The sequence below is a fragment of the Tamlana carrageenivorans genome, assembly GCF_002893765.1.
Classification (GTDB): domain Bacteria; phylum Bacteroidota; class Bacteroidia; order Flavobacteriales; family Flavobacteriaceae; genus Pseudotamlana; species Pseudotamlana carrageenivorans.
The window spans coordinates 1,541,089-1,557,003 of the sequence record NZ_CP025938.1 but is presented as its reverse complement, the minus strand read 5'-3'; the positions used below and the strand labels follow the sequence as shown (position 1 = coordinate 1,557,003).

Below are 15,915 nucleotides of genomic sequence, written 5' to 3'. Positions count from 1 at the left end.
ATTATACCTTAATCGCAAATTTAAGAGAATAATTGAATATCGAAGACTTATTTTAGAGATATAACGAAATGAAGAATGAAGCTTTAAATTAACATTTCCATCCGTTTTAAGATAGTTTCGGTTACAGCGTCAAGGAGTACCATCTAGAAAATTAAATTATCTCACTGATAGAGACAAAAATCTAATTACAGTCAAGAAACTGAAAACACTTTAATTTCAGAATCCTTTAAAATCCTTGTATTTAGCAAGTACAAACGTTTTAATTTCTTCCTCAAACCTTTCCTTAGAAAACCTTTTTGCATGTGCTCTAATATCGTAATAATTAAATGACAGTGTCTCAAAATCCTTTAAAGCCTTAATAATACTTTCTTCTTCTTGCTCATAAAAAAAGACCCCTGTCTTTTTATTTATTACAGTTTCTAAAACACCTCCTTTTCCAAAGGCAATTACTGGAGTTCCGCATGCTTGAGCTTCAACTGGGATAATACCAAAGTCCTCTTCAGCAGCAAAAACAAATGCTTTGGCATTTTCCAAATAGGTTTTTAATACTTCACTTTTAATAAATCCTAAAAGTTCAATGTTGGGCTTGGCTATTTTTTTAATTTTATTAAATTCAGGACCGTCACCAGAAACAATTAGCTTTTTATCTGGCATCTTATTGAAGGCTCTTACAATTAATTCAATTTTTTTATAGGGTACCATGCGTGATGCTGTAAAATAGTAATCTTCCTTTTTATCAACTAATTTAAAATTATTAACGTCTACAGGTGGATAAATGACAACACTTTCTCTGTTGTAAATTTTCTTTATGCGTTTGGCTATATATTTTGAATTAGCAATAAAGTAATCTACCCTATTTGAAGAAACAACATCCCAAGTTCTCATTTTATGCAATACATATTTTGCATAAATACCTTTTAAACCCTTTAAATTTGACTCTTTTAAATATTGATGATACAAATCCCAAGCATAACGCATAGGAGAATGACAATAACAGATATGCAATTGATTTTGATTGGTTAATACGCCCTTTGCAATTGAGGCTGATGAGCTTAAAACCAAGTCGTATTCTTTTAAATCAAATTGTTCTACCGCATAAGGAAACCATTGTAAAAATTTTCTGTGATTTGATTTAGCCGTTGGTAAATTTTGTATAAAGGAGGTTTTAACACTTATATTGTTACCTATAAAAATATCATTCCTATCCTTTTTATTTAAAAAATCAATAAGAGCATAATGTTCAAAATCACCCCAAATCGTATTAAACGACTTAAGCACTTTTTCTGCCCCTCCATTAATGTAATACCAATCATGAATTAGCGCTTTTCTCATGGCTTATGAACAGTGATACTTTTAAAATTAGAAAAAAAACAAGAAACCCAATGATAGGATAAACACCAGATCCTCTTATATAATTAAACATTAGCAAAAATACATTAATTATTAAGATATAAACTAATAGAGGACGCCAAACAATACTGATTATCGCTTTTTGAAAAATATACTTTTGAAAGATCCCGAATAAAAACATTAATAATATTGAAAACCAACCAAAATCAAGGAAAAGACCACCAAAAAAGGTAATATAAACAAAGTTTCTAGGGGATGTATTTATCGTGGGGGTTTTTAAAATTTTTGTAAAAACATTAAACGTATAACCTCCATGAGCCAAGGGTATTGGAGCCGATTTGATAATATTATTAAATTCAAAAAACCCATGTGTTAAATACTGTCCAACATGCAGAGTGGTTAAGGCAACTCTTTTATTGATCTCCGGTGTTTTATCATCTAAGATATAATCTTTAACATTTTGGTTTGGTTTTAAAAAATCGTTATAACGAGCATTTAAAATTTCCTCATAAATATTTGTACTATTACTAGCCTCTCGATCAAATAAAATAATGTTTGCTATACTAAATAGAACAACAATACTAAATAATCCGAATAAAACTTTTTTTAGATTAAGTTTCAATCTTGTAAAAATAACTATAGATATTATTATTATAATTACAATATCAAAAAAAGGCTTTCTAGTACCTCTTAAAAGGGCTTCTAGCAAAGGAAAAAGTAATAATATATAACTTGCGAAAGTTACGGGTTTGTTTTTTAGACTTAAACTAATACAAATTATAATTGGAAAAAAATAAAGTGATTTCAAAACCGAAGCGACTGCAAAAAAAACATATTTAAAATCCCATATTCTAAAACTTAGTTCCCTATTAGCCCTGTAATTATTCCCTAACGACATTTCTCGAATTAGTAACAAGTCAATATATCTTAAAATATAACAAACCAATACTATTTTGATTATTAATTTAACGATCTGAATAGACCTTTCTTCTTTAAGTATTGTTAGTTCCTTTTTAGTATTTATAAAATTAAAACTAATGAAACCAAGTACTAAACTTCCAACGTTGAATACAATAAATAAAATAGTTTTTAAGCTTATAGCTTCTTCCATATTTACAGGTAAAATTATAAACGTGGTCCACCAAATAACTAAACCTACAAGTAAGCTTAGATAAAACAATTGATTTGTTTTTAAATACAACATCGTTTAAACTTTAAATGATAAAAATAAACACACAAATAGAAACAGCATAAATCGCTAAGAGTGAAACTATAGACTTTTTAAATTTTATTTTTTTCTGATATAAACTAAAATATTGAATTAAACATGCCATAGTAATTACAGTAAAATGAACGAGTACAAGCGTTTGTAAATGCATTATATCACGCAAGAAATATAAGACTACTACCGAAAGGATAATTAGAATTAAAAATTTAATATTATTTTTTGATGCTAACTTTTCTCTATCAATAATACTAGAATTTAAGGCACTAGCTATCCACATGACCATTTGAGCAGATAATAAAAAGTAAGTGCCTTGGTTTAAAACAAAAGTTTCATTAAAATAGTTTGAAAAATATTTTACCACAAAAGGTGAAACAAAAAAAATAAAGACAGATAGGGTATATATTAAAACAAAAAACATACAATAATACTTATCCAAAATATTAGGATTGAGTGTATAAATTTTTTTAAAGAAGGTGATATTTATAATTTGATAAATCATGACTACCACTGCAGCAAGTCTGAAATAAAACGCATAAATACCTACGGTATTAAAATCAAAAAAAAACTCAACTAATATCCTCCCCGAAGTTGTAATTAAGAATATTAAAAATGTAGAAATTAATAAGTGTATACTAAATTTCAAAATAGCTTTATACTTGTTAAAGTCAATTAGCGCCCTATATTTTATAAAGGTATAAATTGCATAAACTGCATAAACTAATGCATAAAACAATATAAAATAACTTATAACATTAATATTTATTTTAACAAAACCCGAAAATGATAAAACAAATAGTAACAGTAATACGAGATATATTCCAGAATCTAGAATCACTGCCCATAAAGATTTTTCATGTGACTTTAACTGTGTTGAATAAAACACCTGATTAGCAATTATGAAAGAAACATTAAATGCTAAATAAAAATTAATATTAAGCTGAAAGCAGAAAAATAAAATTTGATTAATGATTAACGGTACTAATAAAATTATACTATGTAGCTTGAATGAGGTTTGTATATCTAATCGCTTTTCTTTAAGCAAAAAATAGGGATATGCTCCAGGAACCCCCAAATTAATTACGGTATTTACGACCATACCTAAACCAGCAAGGGCATATTCTAACACGCCAAAATCTTTACTAGACAACACATCAGCCAACAATAAAGGAACAAGATAAACGGTTGCTTTTGTGAATGAAAATACTACTCCAAATATGGCTTGCTTTTTTATAAAGTCCTTATTACTTTCATAGAATTTTTGCATAAAACTTTGTTTGCTTTTAATTCTTAATCCTATTATTGCTCCTTTGCTTTTCATACGCTAGAAACAAAGGTAAAATAAAAGAAAAAATAAGTACCCCATGTTGGCGATACAAATAAGACTCAACCATACTACCTAAGAAAAACAATAATATAACATAAGTAAAATATGGACTGGTTAAAGAAAGCTCTTTAAAAAAGTATAAAAAGAACAAAAGAAAACAAACCCCTCCTAAAATCCCAGTTTTGCAAAACTCTGATAAAAATTGATTGTGATTATTAAACTTCTGCTTTAATCCGGTTTTAAAATTTATCCTTGTATAAGTCTCTAACAATTTATCTTTAAAGTCCCCTGTACCCACTCCAAAAGGAAAATTTTCTTTAATTATTTCAATCGAACTCATATTTAAAATTACCCTTTGCTCCAAGGTATTATTCGCAAAAGTCACACTATGTTTTGTTTTTATGATCTCATAATTGAAGTCTGTTGTTTTTAATAAAATGGATATCTTTTCATTTATTTTTGGCGTTAAAAAAGCCCCAAATCCAATTAAACCACATGTAAGTATTAGTATAACTATTTTAAAGTAAATGGGTTTGCCTTTAAATGCAGTAAGTGTTTTAATAAAAATTAATAGTGATAAAAAAACTAAAATAGTAATGTTTCCTAGTAGAAGTGCAAAAAACAGTAAAACACTTCCCAACAATAAACAAATAGGCAAATTAGTCTTTTTTAGTTCTATATCATGGATAATTTTTAGAATTGGAATAACTAAAATGAACGAAATATAAAATTGACTTATACCTAGCCTATCATTTAAATAATAAAGTACAAAATTATTATATTGACGTTGATCAATATAAATGTGAATAAACAAGAAAACCAATAGCTGAATAACAACCCAAATAACTAAAACCTTTAATAGAAAATCAAATAGTTTTATATCTATTTTTTCTACACTAACCACTAAAGGTAAAAATAATATAGGAACCATTACAGACAACCTTTGCACACCAAACTCTACATTTCTAGTATAAAGCATTCCTATGCACTGAATTAAAAAGAAAACAAAATATAATACAACTAATTTATTTCGTTTTGCTTTATAAAATTTCTGTTGAATAGCACTTTTTTTATCGCAAAAAAAGAATAATAATAATAAAAAAACGCTAATAGCATTTACAGCAAAAGATATCATGAACGTATAAAACACAACACCCAACAACACGGTATAAATACTATTTCTGTGCCTAAAAAACTTAATTACCATCTGTAGTTTCTAACCTTTTAACCAAAACATTTGTTAGTACATTATCTAAAACCATAGGGTCTTTATAGGGTGTATCAAAAATAAGTTTATTTATAAAAGTGGGATGGTTAGCCTTTCCTTCATCAAGCTTTAAGGGAATGCCGTGAGGTGAGTTTTTGGTAATAATGGTAACCTCTTCAAAAACACAATCATTACATCTGTTAATCCATAGGCCTGAGAGTTCTCTTTCTTCTCCTTTAGTTGAGTCTTGCATACCCTGTCATAAACTGCGTGGTACCTTGACCATAACTATTTATGGTGATTTTTTTAAAAACATTATTGCTCCCTGTAATATAGGCTCCGTGCCTGTCTGAAGATTCAATGTAAACCTCATCTATAGTAATGTTTTTTGGATTTTCCCTTAATCCATCCAGAGCTAATGCCGCATGGTTATTCTGGTAATACTTAGTTCCCGACCCTAAATCTTCTACCCTTAAATACTTTATATGCAAACTTTCTGTCCCTTTATATATATGGCAGCCCCTGCTTCTTAATTTGGATAAATGTTTTACGGTATCTGTCCTTATAATTATGGAATCCGCCTTTATATTATGGCTATTATAGGTATCAAACCTATCATAGAGTATTAGTGTACCTTTAAAATTGATGTTGGAAGATTTTGCACCCTTATCATTTGTAATATGAACTAAGTTAAATTCAGCTTGATTAAAATAACAAGAAATATTTTTTCTAGAATCTAAAATTAAATTTAGGCCGTAGTAACCTTTCGGAAAATTAAGCGTTATGTTATGAGCTTCAGCAAAATCTAATATTGAAGTTAATAATGACTTACCTGTTCTGGGGTTGATTCTATTATTAATTGAATCTGGAAAAACACCATATCGTCTTGAATCCCCTACTTCATATTTATCATTAACCAAAATATCTATTTCCTTTATTTTATTGCTAGAATTGGTTTCTGACACATAAGCGTTGTTTTGTGCTCCAACAAATAAAATAAAAAGGCTAAGACAAAGTGTTTGTATAATTTTTTTCATCCCTAATTATTTTAAAATCTATTAAATAAAAATATATTATCAACCAATAAAATAAGCTAGCTAAAGCTCCTAGATGAAAAGTTTGTATCATCATACAGATAAAAATTAAGCCAACAAACATGTAATGCCCTGTTTTAAATCTTAAACTTAAATAAGTTATATATACAGGTGGAAGAAAATAAAATAAAAATCCAAAAAGACCATTATCTAATAAAAGCATTAGCCATCCATTTTCGGCACTATTTCCTATTACACTTCTAAAATAACCGCTATTACCAAACAACAAATGAACAAGGTTATAATCAAAATACATGCTAATGCCTTCGGTCCAATAATAGAATCGTCCTTGGTTAGATGGGTCACTAAAATCTAACGCGCCCTTTAACCGTTCCAATGATGCACCCGTAACAAAATAATTAAGAGCAAATACACATCCCATTAAAATAAAAAATACAATTATTAATCCCTTTTTACTTAAAAAAAATTTGATAATATTATATTTTTCTGTTAAACTAAATATTAAAGCTAAAGCACAAACAATCATGGCTAGCCTACCGTTTGATAACATTGCTAAAACAATTGAAAGCACAAGTATTTTTAAATTTTTTCTATATAACAACGCCAAACCTATTGCAAATTGAGCAAGAGCCAATGGACCTTCAAAAAGTGCTTTAGCCCTAAAAAGTCCCCAATTACCTCCGTAAAAGGTAGGATCAAGAGCTTTTATTCCCCATTGAGTATCTCTATAAACCGCAAAAACATATGTTTTTGTAAAAAACTCATATATAGCCAAAACCAAAATAATTAAGACTAAACCTAGTAGTGCCTTTTTTAAAAATTTCACACCACAACTTAAAACTATAGTCGTTGTTATTAGGGTAAAATAAACATTAATCTCACCTAAGGATAGCCAAAAAAAGACTGAAATAAAAGCGATTGAAAGGCCCAAAAGAACGTAAACAAAAAAGGGTTTAGAAATATCTAATTTAGGATAAAGTAATATTTTTATAAAAAAAACACCTAAACCTATTAACAATACTATATTTCTAAAACCTGTAAACCCAACTAACCCTTCAACTAAATATGAAAAGTTTAATGCAATTAAGATTAGTACAATTGAAAATTTACCAAAAAAATTAGAAATAGATTTTACGTCTATCATTATTTTTAATTTATCTATTTTTGGTATAAACAGGTTCTACAAGATTTTTGATTTCAACTTTTTTAAGCTTTGTGGTCACTTTTTCCATATCTGCATCTAAATATCTTAGAGCTTGCCCCACATACATGCCTTTCTCTTTTAAATCTTTTGAAATGACACTTCCAGCACCTATATGTATAGCATTTGCAACCTTAACCCCTGGATTAAAAATAGATCCTGAGCCAATGTAAACATTATCTCCTATCTGGATTTGACCATCAATTCTAACCCTTCCCGAACCTGTATCTGCATGATAATAGCCATGAGTCCATATTTGGGAACGGATTCCTGCCAAAATTGAAAAATCTCCAAAAATTACTGATTGAGTTAGATCAAGGTGGTGCCCTGTTGTTATTTTAGTTAATTCTCCTAATTTTAAAACTGACTCTCCATAAGTGACTCCTAGCTCTCCTCGTGTTATATAATTCTTATTCCCTATTGCCGCACTTTTTTTCAGCACAAGTTCAAAAGGGCCTTTCAGAATATTTAAATAACCTATTTTAGCTTCACGTTCAAGCATTAAAGACTTGTTTAACAAGAGATTGAAATGACCTATCTTTACATTATCTCCAAAATATATTTGGTCTGCTTTTATAAATGAAAAACCAATTTTAACTTTTTTACCTACTTTATACCCAAAAGCCCTTAGCAACCAAACACCAAGGAATGAGGGCAAAAAAAACACTAATAAACTTAAAACTAATTTCAATTTTTATTTATTTAAAATGTGATTAAATGCTAAAATTACATTATTAATATTCTCCTTTGAAACTGAATAATCACTATAATAAGGATCTGAAATTACTCCTGTATAACTAGTTGCATTTAACAAATTTAAAAAATCAACTTTTTCATCCTTGGATAGTGTAGGGAAAGTATCGGTTTTAATTTTAGAAATTGATTCTTGTAAATCGCTAAAACTTTTTAGAAATAAACAATTTTTGGCTTTATTAAAAAAAACATCCACCAAGGTAAAAACAGGCTTATTTGAAAATATACATTCTAAAGCTATAGTGCCGTTTACTGTTATAAACAAATCTGAACTATTAAAAATTGCATCCATAGAAACACTGTGATGGAGCATTTTTACATTTTTAGTTTCATTAATAAACTTTAATAATTCTATTGAAAGCTCATATTTTGATTTTGGGTTAGGTTTTACGTACAGCAACTGATTGCCTTCTAAATTAGCTGACAATTTTTTTATTGTTTCTAATTGATCTCTCTTTGGTCTTCCCCAAACATCTATATTCGCTTCTGGTTGCAAATGCATAGGGTACACAACAGAAAATTTATTTTTGTCTAATTCAAATACGGAATGTTTATCCCAATTCTCTATATTATTTTTCTTCTGCTTCTCTATTCTATATTTTACAATTGGATTGGGTGTATTAAACCTTTCACCCATAGCATAGCCTTTGAGTATTTTAATTTTGTCTTTTAATATTTTTATTTTTTTAAAGCTTGTCTTCTTCATGTAATCTGGTTTCGAAGACCTACTCATTATTTTTTCAATAATAGATAAGGCGTCCTGCTTTAAAATTTTTTTGTGCTCTCCTAAGTAAGGAAAGACGGTATCATACAAATAAAAAGAGAAGCGTCCTGCAGGGTATCTGCACGAAGTGGGGTGTAGAAATAATATTTCCTTATCTCTACATATTTTTATCGTTAACAATTCATGGAAAGCAGTGCTTTCTCCAAAAACATAATTTGGCTTAATCTCTTCTACTATTTGTTCTATTTCGTGATAATAGTAATAAAAGTAAGAAAGTTCTTTTTTTTTAAAGTAATTTATTTGCCTATCCGAATTTATTATGTCAGCTATATCAACATTATTTTTTTTTTGGTAAAACTTAGGGGGAAATTTAATTGTTTTAATATCCCCTGTTTTAGGTAAAAAATTGGGGTTTTGTACTATCCAAAAAATTTCATGACCTAATTTTTCTAATTGGCAGGCTACTAAATCAAAAAAAAATGTCTTATATCTATTTTCAATAAATAGTATTTTCATTTTATAAGCTTTCAATAATGTTAAGTGAAAGTGGCTCCCCTCTTTCTGTATCTGCAATGAATTTTTTTCCTAAAATCTCATTATAATATTTTGGATGCAAACCATAGCCGGGCCTTACAGACCTAATATTTTCTTGGGTTATAACATCTCCTTTTTTTACATCTTGGGTAACAAAAAGTGAACGAGAAAACTCTCGGCTTCTTATTTTTTTTGGAGTCATGTCATAATCTACTTTTCCTATAAGACTTTCAGTTAATCGAACAGCATCTACCATTTGTTTAAATTCGTTCTCATCTAATGAAAAATGTGCATCAGCTCCTCCAATTTTTTTATCTAAAATAAAATGCTTTTCTATGACAGTAGCTCCCAAGGCTACGGCTACCATTGGTGCCTCAATGCCCATAGTATGGTCAGACAGTCCAGATCTTACTCCAAAACGTTTTGAAATATCTGGGATAGTTAGCAAATTTGCATCTTCGGGCGCTGCAGGATAGGCCGATGTACATTTTAAAATGGTTATATTATTATTCCCAACAGCTTTACAAGCCCCAATAGCTAACTCTATATCTTCTACTGTTGCAATTCCTGTTGAAATAATCATAGGTTTTTGCTTAGACGCTATATATTGAATTAATGGAATATCTGTAATTTCAAAAGAAGCCACTTTATAAATTGGGGTATTCAGTTCCTCTAAAAAATCAACAGCTGTGTTATCAAATGGTGATGAAAAACAAACCAATCCTACTTCTTTGGCTACATCATAAAGCGGTTTGTGCCATTCCCATGGCAACGACGCATTTTTGTATAAATCGTATAGGTATTGGCCGTCCCATGCAGTTCCCTGACTTATTTTAAAGTAATCGGTTTTTACATCTAGGGTAATGGTATCAGCAGTATAAGTTTGGAGTTTTATCGCGTCTGCCCCAGCTCTTTTTGCAGCTCTAACCGTTTCTTTCGCAATATCTAAACTCCCTCCATGGTTGGCAGAAAGTTCTGCTATTATAAAACATGTATCTTTAACCATCTTCTTTTTCTAATTTATATACAAAACTAACACATCCACTTATTATTTCATCCTTAAAATAGGTATATCTTGCACTTTCAAATGCTTTGACAGATGCTTTGTTATCTTTTTTGATATATGCTAAAATAGGCACACTGTAAATTTCGAAATATTTTTTTGCGGAGGCTTTTAAAAATTCTCCTGCTAGTTTTTGTCCTCTATAAGATTTTGACACTAAAATACCAACTGTCGCATAGCTATCGTCAATTTCAAATCTTACAATACCTGCTGGCTCATTGTTTATTAATGCTATTAAAAACAAGGTGTTCTCGTCTCTAATTTTCTTGTGAAACCATTTTTTATGGTTTTCCAATTTTATAGGTTCAGAATTATAAGAATTTTTTCTTACTAAGACATCATTGGACCAATTAAACACTTGTAAAACATCTTCTTCTATTGCTTTTCTAAAAGAAATAGTTAGTCCATTTATTAATCCTAAAAGTCTAACCTTACTATTTCCATCAAATAAGCTTTTTTGATGATCTATATAGGTCTGGATTGAATTACTTTCTATAATTAATTTTACTTTTTGTTCAAATTCATTAACTGAATAGTTTCTAAAATCTTTACCTTCAAAAATGGTTCTTTTTTCAGACAAACCCTTATAAATGTATTTTTGATTTCCCACATAATACCCACTTAAAATAGGCATTTTAACACAAGACAGCTCATACAATATGGTGCTTGCTGGTGCAATAGCAAAATTACATTGTTGCATCACTTTAATCAATTGTTCCTCTGATAGGTTTTTATATGTTTTTAATTTATCAGAATGCTTTGCTTCTAGAGCAAAAATATCTTCATGTTTATAAGCACCTCCTAAAACGACATGGGTAGTTTTAAAATTTGAAATTTGCAACAGACCTTTAACGGCTTTTATGGTTAAATTATATGGATCTGCACCACCAAAACATACAAAAGCCGTATCAATTGTTGTGATCGTTTTATTCTTTGTCGCTTCGTCTAAAAATAAAGGTCTTAACAAAGCATATTGAGTACCTAGTGCTAACTTAGTATAAGGTTCTTTTGTATAATGCTTTTCTCGAATATATGGAGAATGATTCACAACCAAATCTGCATACATGTGATCTTTTACTAAATCATCAACATAAACCAAACGGTAGCCTTTTGCTTTTATTTCTTTTTGATATGATGTTGTAAACTGGTAACCATCGGCAATAATGATATGCGTTTCTGGAAATAAGTTAGCGGCTATCCACTCTGGCTCCTCCTCAACACCTATAGCTTTTGGAATAATTACAGTAGGATATGCTTTAGGAATAACATCGTTTGTTGATGATTCATGCGTTAAAAACACAAACTCATATGAATCTTTAACAATTTCAACCAGACTGAATAACCTATACAAATGTCCTAATCCATTTGTGGAATTTCCATCAGCCCTAAAAATTATTTTTTTTGCCATCACTTTTAATTCAATCGCTTGAATCCTGAATGACATACGGGACCCTCTAATAAATCATGGATATTTTTATTTCCTACTTCACATTCGGAAATAGTTTTATAAACACCATCCAAAGCATCGAAATACTCTTCTATATTCTTGTCTTTATGCGCTGTACAAGCGTAAAAGTTAGTACTTGCCAAAAAGCCTTTTTTAAGCATTTCTTGGGTTACAAATGTTTTGTATTCATTAGCACTGTCGCTGTTAAAAGCATAAGTGCTTAATGCTGGTATTCCAGCAACAGAAATGGATAGATTATGTGTTTTGGCCAGTGATTTCCATTGATTTTGCATTTTTTTGCCTTGCTCGGTAATAATTTCCCAAGATTTCATATTCTCCATAACTTCAAGGGTTTTTAATGCTGCCGTTGGCCCAATACGTTCTGTCCAAAAGGTACTGCTTATAAATGAAGTTTGAGCCGCTTCCATTACTGATTTCTTTCCTACCACAGCGGTTAGAGCATACCCATTTCCAATTGTTTTGCCATACATGGCAACATCAGGTTCTACTCCGTATTTTTGGTATATACCTCCATAAGTTTCCCTAAAACCAGATGTGCATTCATCAAAAATCAATACGATATTTCGATCGGTGGCCAAATCTCTAACTTTTTTTAAAAAATTATCTTCGGGTCCAAAATTTCTAACTACTTCCATTTTAATAACACCAATATCATTATTATCAATGATAGACAACAATTCTTGATAATTATTATAACGGAAAGGATATACAGTATCCTTTAAGTTTTTAGGTACACCTTGTGGGTTTAACCCTGGTAAAAGGTGCCCAGAAAGATCATCGCCGTCATTGTGGTTTACAGACAAGTACCAATCGTGCCACCCATGATAGCCGCAAATAGCCACTTTATCTTTTCCAGATGCCGCTCTTGCAATTCTTATAGCAATAGAATTAGCTTCGCCACCACTTCGGGCAAATCTAACCATATCTGCCCAAGGGTTAATTTCGACCAATTTCTCGGCTAGAGCAACCTCTTCCGGACAGCTTAACGTACTCATATTGCCATTTTTAACAGTTTGTAAAACAGCATTATCTACCTCATCATTACCATAACCAAGTGTATTGGTACCAATCCCCATAATACACATATCAGTATATTCCTTACCATCAAGATCCCAAACCTTACATCCTTTTGCTTTCGAAAAATAGGATGGCCAGTTTTCTGGTAAAAACATCTCTGGACGTTTAGATAATAACATGGTTCCTCCTGGAATTAATGTTTTTGCTTTTTTATATAGCCGCTGTCCTGTTCCTTTATTCATGGTTTTAAAAAATAATTCTGAATTCAAAGTTACTGGTTATTTTTATCTTGATTAACAGATTTTTGATAACCTTCGTTTCTAACAATTGTACTATTAAGTGTTTTAATTTTCGGATTATTTAAATAATAATCTGCGTATGTTTTCCAATCTTGGTCAAAGCCTAGCTCATTTACAATATGTTTAATCACTTCAAGGTCTTGAAATTCATCAACCGTTAAACGAACATGGCTGTAATTATCTCTTAAACCATGGTTTTCAGATTTAAACACTTCACCTCCTTTATAGCTTGAATTATTCCTAATATATGGCGTTACATGTTCTCTGTCTGAAATTAAACTCGCTTCATTCCATGCCTTCTCTAAAGCCCAAAACTTAAACACTTCTATATCTTGCCCATCAGGATAACGCTCCTCAATAATATTTGCGTAATAATCTAAGTTTTTAGTTTTGGCTTGACTAATGACTTCATCTAAAAGTTTTGGGTCGATAAGCGGGCAATCTGATGTAAGTCTTACAACAAAGTCAGGCTTAATATCCTTTACTGTTTGATAAAACCTATCCAATACATCATTTTCACTTCCTCTATAAAAGTTTACTCCCAAGTTATTGGCAAGATCTTCAATGACATCATCAACCTTTTTATTTGTTGTAGCAATAAAAATAGAATCTACTTCTTCGGCTTGCTTTATTCGATCTATATGAATTTGCAAAAGTGTTTTCTCTTTAACCTTTAGTAAAACCTTGTTTGGCAATCGTGTAGAACCTGATCTTGCTTGAGTAACAACTACAACCTTCATTTTAATTCCAATTTGACGGGTTTAATAACTCTATTTCGCTTATATCGAAGCTGTCTATAATATCATGGGGTACCTTTTGCTTCTTTAAAGTAATATTAATATTATTCATTAATTGTTCCGATGTTTCAACACCAATAAGTACGTGTTCAATGTACTCTTTTTGCAGCACATACTGTAATGCCAACGTCTCAATAGTTAAATTATATCTTCCTTTAATCACATCTAGTTTTTCAAGATATGGTTTTAATGATTTTAGCTTTTCTGGTAATAATTTACTTTGCATAAAAAATAAGCCTTGTAAAAATACTGACCGAGTATGTACTTCTATATTCTTTGATTTTGCATACTCTAAAAGTTCTTTTCGTTTAGATGCATTGTCAAAAAGATTAAATGGTATTTGTATAAAATCAAAATCAGAATAGTTTATCAAAATATCTTCAATTTCCTCATTAGTATAAAGCGAAATCCCTGCTTTATTTATAATCTTCTTATCCCTAGCTTTAAGTAATTCAGGGTAAAGCACTTCTTGTTCTTTAAAACTGTGGTAGTTATGAAACATATAACCATAAAGATGGTCTACATTTAATGTTTTACAATTAGTTTTAATATGATTTAGAAACTGATTTTTAGAAACAAATGTATTGGCCGCTAGTTTCGTAATAATTTCAAATCAATAGCGTCCAAAACGCTTAAAAAGAGAAAGGGATTTTGTATCTCAAAATATTATTTTTGAGTTGCACAACAAAAAATAACCTTTCTCCATGACAAATATAACATTGTTCTCTCAGATAATCTCCAAATTAGACCGTTCTAGTTTTTCTAAACTTGTAAAAGCCAAGGGAACAGATAAACATCAAAAAGGATTTAATAGTTGGACACATTTAGTCTCCATGTTGTTTTGTCAATTTGCAAAAAGTCAATCCGTCCGAGATATAAGTAATGGACTTCGCTCTGCCACAGGAAACCTTAATCATTTAGGCATACAGAAAGCACCTTCTAAATCAACGATAAGCTATCAAAACAAACATCGAGACTGGACGCTTTATCGAGATTACTACTATGTTCTTTTAAAAAGTTTTGGACAGCACCCTCACTTAAAACGTGTTAAATTCAAAATTAAATCCAAGATATTTCTATTAGATTCTACAACGATAAGTCTATGTTTAAGTCTCTTTGATTGGGCAAAATACAAAACCCACAAAGGAGCTGTAAAAATGCACACCTTGCTTGATTATGATGGTAATTTACCGCACTATGTAAATATTAGCGATGGTAAAACAGCAGATAATAAAGGAGCTTACGATATTCCTTTGATTAGCCGTTCGGTTATTGTCGCAGATCGATTTTATAATGATTTTTCGTTACTTAACGTTTGGGACAGCAACCAAGTGTTTTTTGTAATTAGGCACAAAGAAAACATCCAATTTAAGAGTATTAAAGAAAAAGAATTGCCAGAAAATAGACATCATCATGTTTTAAAAGATGAAATCATTGAGCTAACAGGGGCTAAATCAAAAACAAAATACCCAAAGAAGCTACGTAGAATAGCTGTATGGGACGATAAAAATAACCAGGAAATAGAACTTATTACCAACCAAATGTCTTGGACAGCAAACACAATTAGCCAACTCTACAAAGCTAGATGGGATATTGAGATATTCTTTAGAGACATCAAACAACAGCTACATATTAAATCGTTTATAGGAACTTCTGAAAATGCCGTAATGATACAAATATGGACGGCTCTTATTACTATACTCATCCTAAAAGCCTTAAAAGCAAATGCAAAATATAATTGGTACTTGTCCAATTTAGTAGCTTTTATAAGACTTAACCTTTTTGTCAAAGTGGATTTGCAAAAATGGATTGATAGCCCTTTTAACGAGCAGCCTCCCCCCAAACAAAATTATACACAAGGGGTTCTTTTTTGAAAAAGATAAAAAACATGGCTA

Annotated in this window: 15 protein-coding genes; 1 reads left to right on the top strand and 14 read right to left on the bottom strand. The window is 30.3% G+C overall.

Features of this window, described 5'->3' with window-relative positions; all coding sequences use genetic code 11:
- Window positions 1–216: 216 nt before the first annotated feature.
- The 14 genes from C1A40_RS06945 to C1A40_RS06885 all read right to left on the bottom strand — a co-directional run bounded on the left by C1A40_RS06945 (window position 217) and on the right by C1A40_RS06885 (window position 14,624).
- Complete coding sequence (locus C1A40_RS06945) at window positions 217–1,332, bottom strand: glycosyltransferase family 4 protein (protein ID WP_102995268.1); 1,116 nt, start codon at window positions 1,330–1,332, stop codon at window positions 217–219.
- Window positions 1,310–2,461, bottom strand: a complete 1,152-nt coding sequence (locus tag C1A40_RS06940; protein ID WP_158651311.1) for an O-antigen polymerase — start codon at window positions 2,459–2,461, stop codon at window positions 1,310–1,312. The genes C1A40_RS06945 and C1A40_RS06940 overlap by 23 nt, the downstream gene beginning before the upstream one ends.
- Window positions 2,462–2,564: 103 nt before the next feature.
- On the bottom strand, window positions 2,565–3,896 hold the full coding sequence (locus C1A40_RS06935) for an MATE family efflux transporter (RefSeq protein ID WP_102995266.1): 1,332 nt from the start codon (window positions 3,894–3,896) through the stop codon (window positions 2,565–2,567).
- Complete coding sequence (locus C1A40_RS06930) at window positions 3,859–5,037, bottom strand: O-antigen ligase family protein (protein ID WP_206748206.1); 1,179 nt, start codon at window positions 5,035–5,037, stop codon at window positions 3,859–3,861. Before C1A40_RS06930 ends, C1A40_RS06935 begins: the two co-directional genes overlap by 38 nt.
- Window positions 5,038–5,098: 61 nt before the next feature.
- Window positions 5,099–5,362, bottom strand: a complete 264-nt coding sequence (locus tag C1A40_RS06925; RefSeq protein ID WP_102995264.1) for a hypothetical protein — start codon at window positions 5,360–5,362, stop codon at window positions 5,099–5,101.
- Window positions 5,346–6,146, bottom strand: coding sequence for a hypothetical protein (locus C1A40_RS06920; RefSeq protein ID WP_102995263.1), 801 nt, complete (start codon window positions 6,144–6,146; stop codon window positions 5,346–5,348). The genes C1A40_RS06925 and C1A40_RS06920 overlap by 17 nt, the downstream gene beginning before the upstream one ends.
- Window positions 6,115–7,308 carry an O-antigen ligase family protein gene (locus C1A40_RS06915; RefSeq protein WP_102995262.1) on the bottom strand — a complete coding sequence of 398 codons (1,194 nt, stop codon included), beginning with the start codon at window positions 7,306–7,308 and terminating at the stop codon, window positions 6,115–6,117. Before C1A40_RS06915 ends, C1A40_RS06920 begins: the two co-directional genes overlap by 32 nt.
- A 10-nt stretch (window positions 7,309–7,318) precedes the next feature.
- Entirely contained in the window at window positions 7,319–8,056 is a 738-nt protein-coding gene (locus tag C1A40_RS06910; RefSeq protein ID WP_102995261.1) for an acyltransferase, read from the bottom strand.
- Between the two features lie 3 nt (window positions 8,057–8,059).
- Window positions 8,060–9,358 carry a glycosyltransferase gene (locus C1A40_RS06905; protein WP_158651310.1) on the bottom strand — a complete coding sequence of 433 codons (1,299 nt, stop codon included), beginning with the start codon at window positions 9,356–9,358 and terminating at the stop codon, window positions 8,060–8,062.
- Window position 9,359: 1 nt separating this feature from the next.
- The gene (gene pseI, locus C1A40_RS06900; protein ID WP_102995259.1) at window positions 9,360–10,382 is read right to left on the bottom strand and encodes a pseudaminic acid synthase; all 1,023 of its coding nucleotides are present in this window, start codon (window positions 10,380–10,382) and stop codon (window positions 9,360–9,362) included.
- Window positions 10,375–11,847 carry a UDP-2,4-diacetamido-2,4,6-trideoxy-beta-L-altropyranose hydrolase gene (pseG, locus tag C1A40_RS06895; RefSeq protein WP_241910533.1) on the bottom strand — a complete coding sequence of 491 codons (1,473 nt, stop codon included), beginning with the start codon at window positions 11,845–11,847 and terminating at the stop codon, window positions 10,375–10,377. The genes pseI and pseG overlap by 8 nt, the downstream gene beginning before the upstream one ends.
- A gap of 5 nt (window positions 11,848–11,852) precedes the next feature.
- Window positions 11,853–13,166 (bottom strand): aminotransferase class III-fold pyridoxal phosphate-dependent enzyme, encoded by a 1,314-nt coding sequence (locus C1A40_RS18285; protein WP_199287748.1) that lies wholly within the window; start codon window positions 13,164–13,166, stop codon window positions 11,853–11,855.
- A gap of 29 nt (window positions 13,167–13,195) precedes the next feature.
- Window positions 13,196–13,963, bottom strand: a complete 768-nt coding sequence (locus tag C1A40_RS18280; protein WP_199287747.1) for a cytidylyltransferase domain-containing protein — start codon at window positions 13,961–13,963, stop codon at window positions 13,196–13,198.
- 1 nt (window position 13,964) lies between these two features.
- Window positions 13,965–14,624 carry an aldo/keto reductase gene (locus C1A40_RS06885; RefSeq protein WP_277871394.1) on the bottom strand — a complete coding sequence of 220 codons (660 nt, stop codon included), beginning with the start codon at window positions 14,622–14,624 and terminating at the stop codon, window positions 13,965–13,967.
- 100 nt (window positions 14,625–14,724) lie between these two features.
- Here C1A40_RS06885 and C1A40_RS06880 point away from each other — a divergent pair, with 100 nt between their 5' ends.
- Window positions 14,725–15,894: an IS4 family transposase gene (locus C1A40_RS06880; protein ID WP_102995256.1), complete on the top strand. Its 1,170-nt coding sequence runs from the start codon at window positions 14,725–14,727 to the stop codon at window positions 15,892–15,894.
- The last annotated feature ends 21 nt before the right edge of the window (window positions 15,895–15,915 follow it).

Coding starts and splice junctions, on each gene's coding strand:
- C1A40_RS18285 (WP_199287748.1), bottom strand. CDS start 13,166: ATGAATAAAGGAACAGGACAGCGGCTATATAAAAAAGCAAAAACATTA.
- C1A40_RS18280 (WP_199287747.1), bottom strand. CDS start 13,963: ATGAAGGTTGTAGTTGTTACTCAAGCAAGATCAGGTTCTACACGATTG.
- C1A40_RS06880 (WP_102995256.1), top strand. CDS start 14,725: ATGACAAATATAACATTGTTCTCTCAGATAATCTCCAAATTAGACCGT.
- C1A40_RS06945 (WP_102995268.1), bottom strand. CDS start 1,332: ATGAGAAAAGCGCTAATTCATGATTGGTATTACATTAATGGAGGGGCA.
- pseG (WP_241910533.1), bottom strand. CDS start 11,847: ATGGCAAAAAAAATAATTTTTAGGGCTGATGGAAATTCCACAAATGGA.
- pseI (WP_102995259.1), bottom strand. CDS start 10,382: ATGGTTAAAGATACATGTTTTATAATAGCAGAACTTTCTGCCAACCAT.
- C1A40_RS06925 (WP_102995264.1), bottom strand. CDS start 5,362: ATGCAAGACTCAACTAAAGGAGAAGAAAGAGAACTCTCAGGCCTATGG.
- C1A40_RS06935 (WP_102995266.1), bottom strand. CDS start 3,896: ATGAAAAGCAAAGGAGCAATAATAGGATTAAGAATTAAAAGCAAACAA.
- C1A40_RS06905 (WP_158651310.1), bottom strand. CDS start 9,358: ATGAAAATACTATTTATTGAAAATAGATATAAGACATTTTTTTTTGAT.
- C1A40_RS06920 (WP_102995263.1), bottom strand. CDS start 6,146: ATGAAAAAAATTATACAAACACTTTGTCTTAGCCTTTTTATTTTATTT.
- C1A40_RS06915 (WP_102995262.1), bottom strand. CDS start 7,308: ATGATAGACGTAAAATCTATTTCTAATTTTTTTGGTAAATTTTCAATT.
- C1A40_RS06940 (WP_158651311.1), bottom strand. CDS start 2,461: ATGGAAGAAGCTATAAGCTTAAAAACTATTTTATTTATTGTATTCAAC.
- C1A40_RS06930 (WP_206748206.1), bottom strand. CDS start 5,037: ATGATATCTTTTGCTGTAAATGCTATTAGCGTTTTTTTATTATTATTA.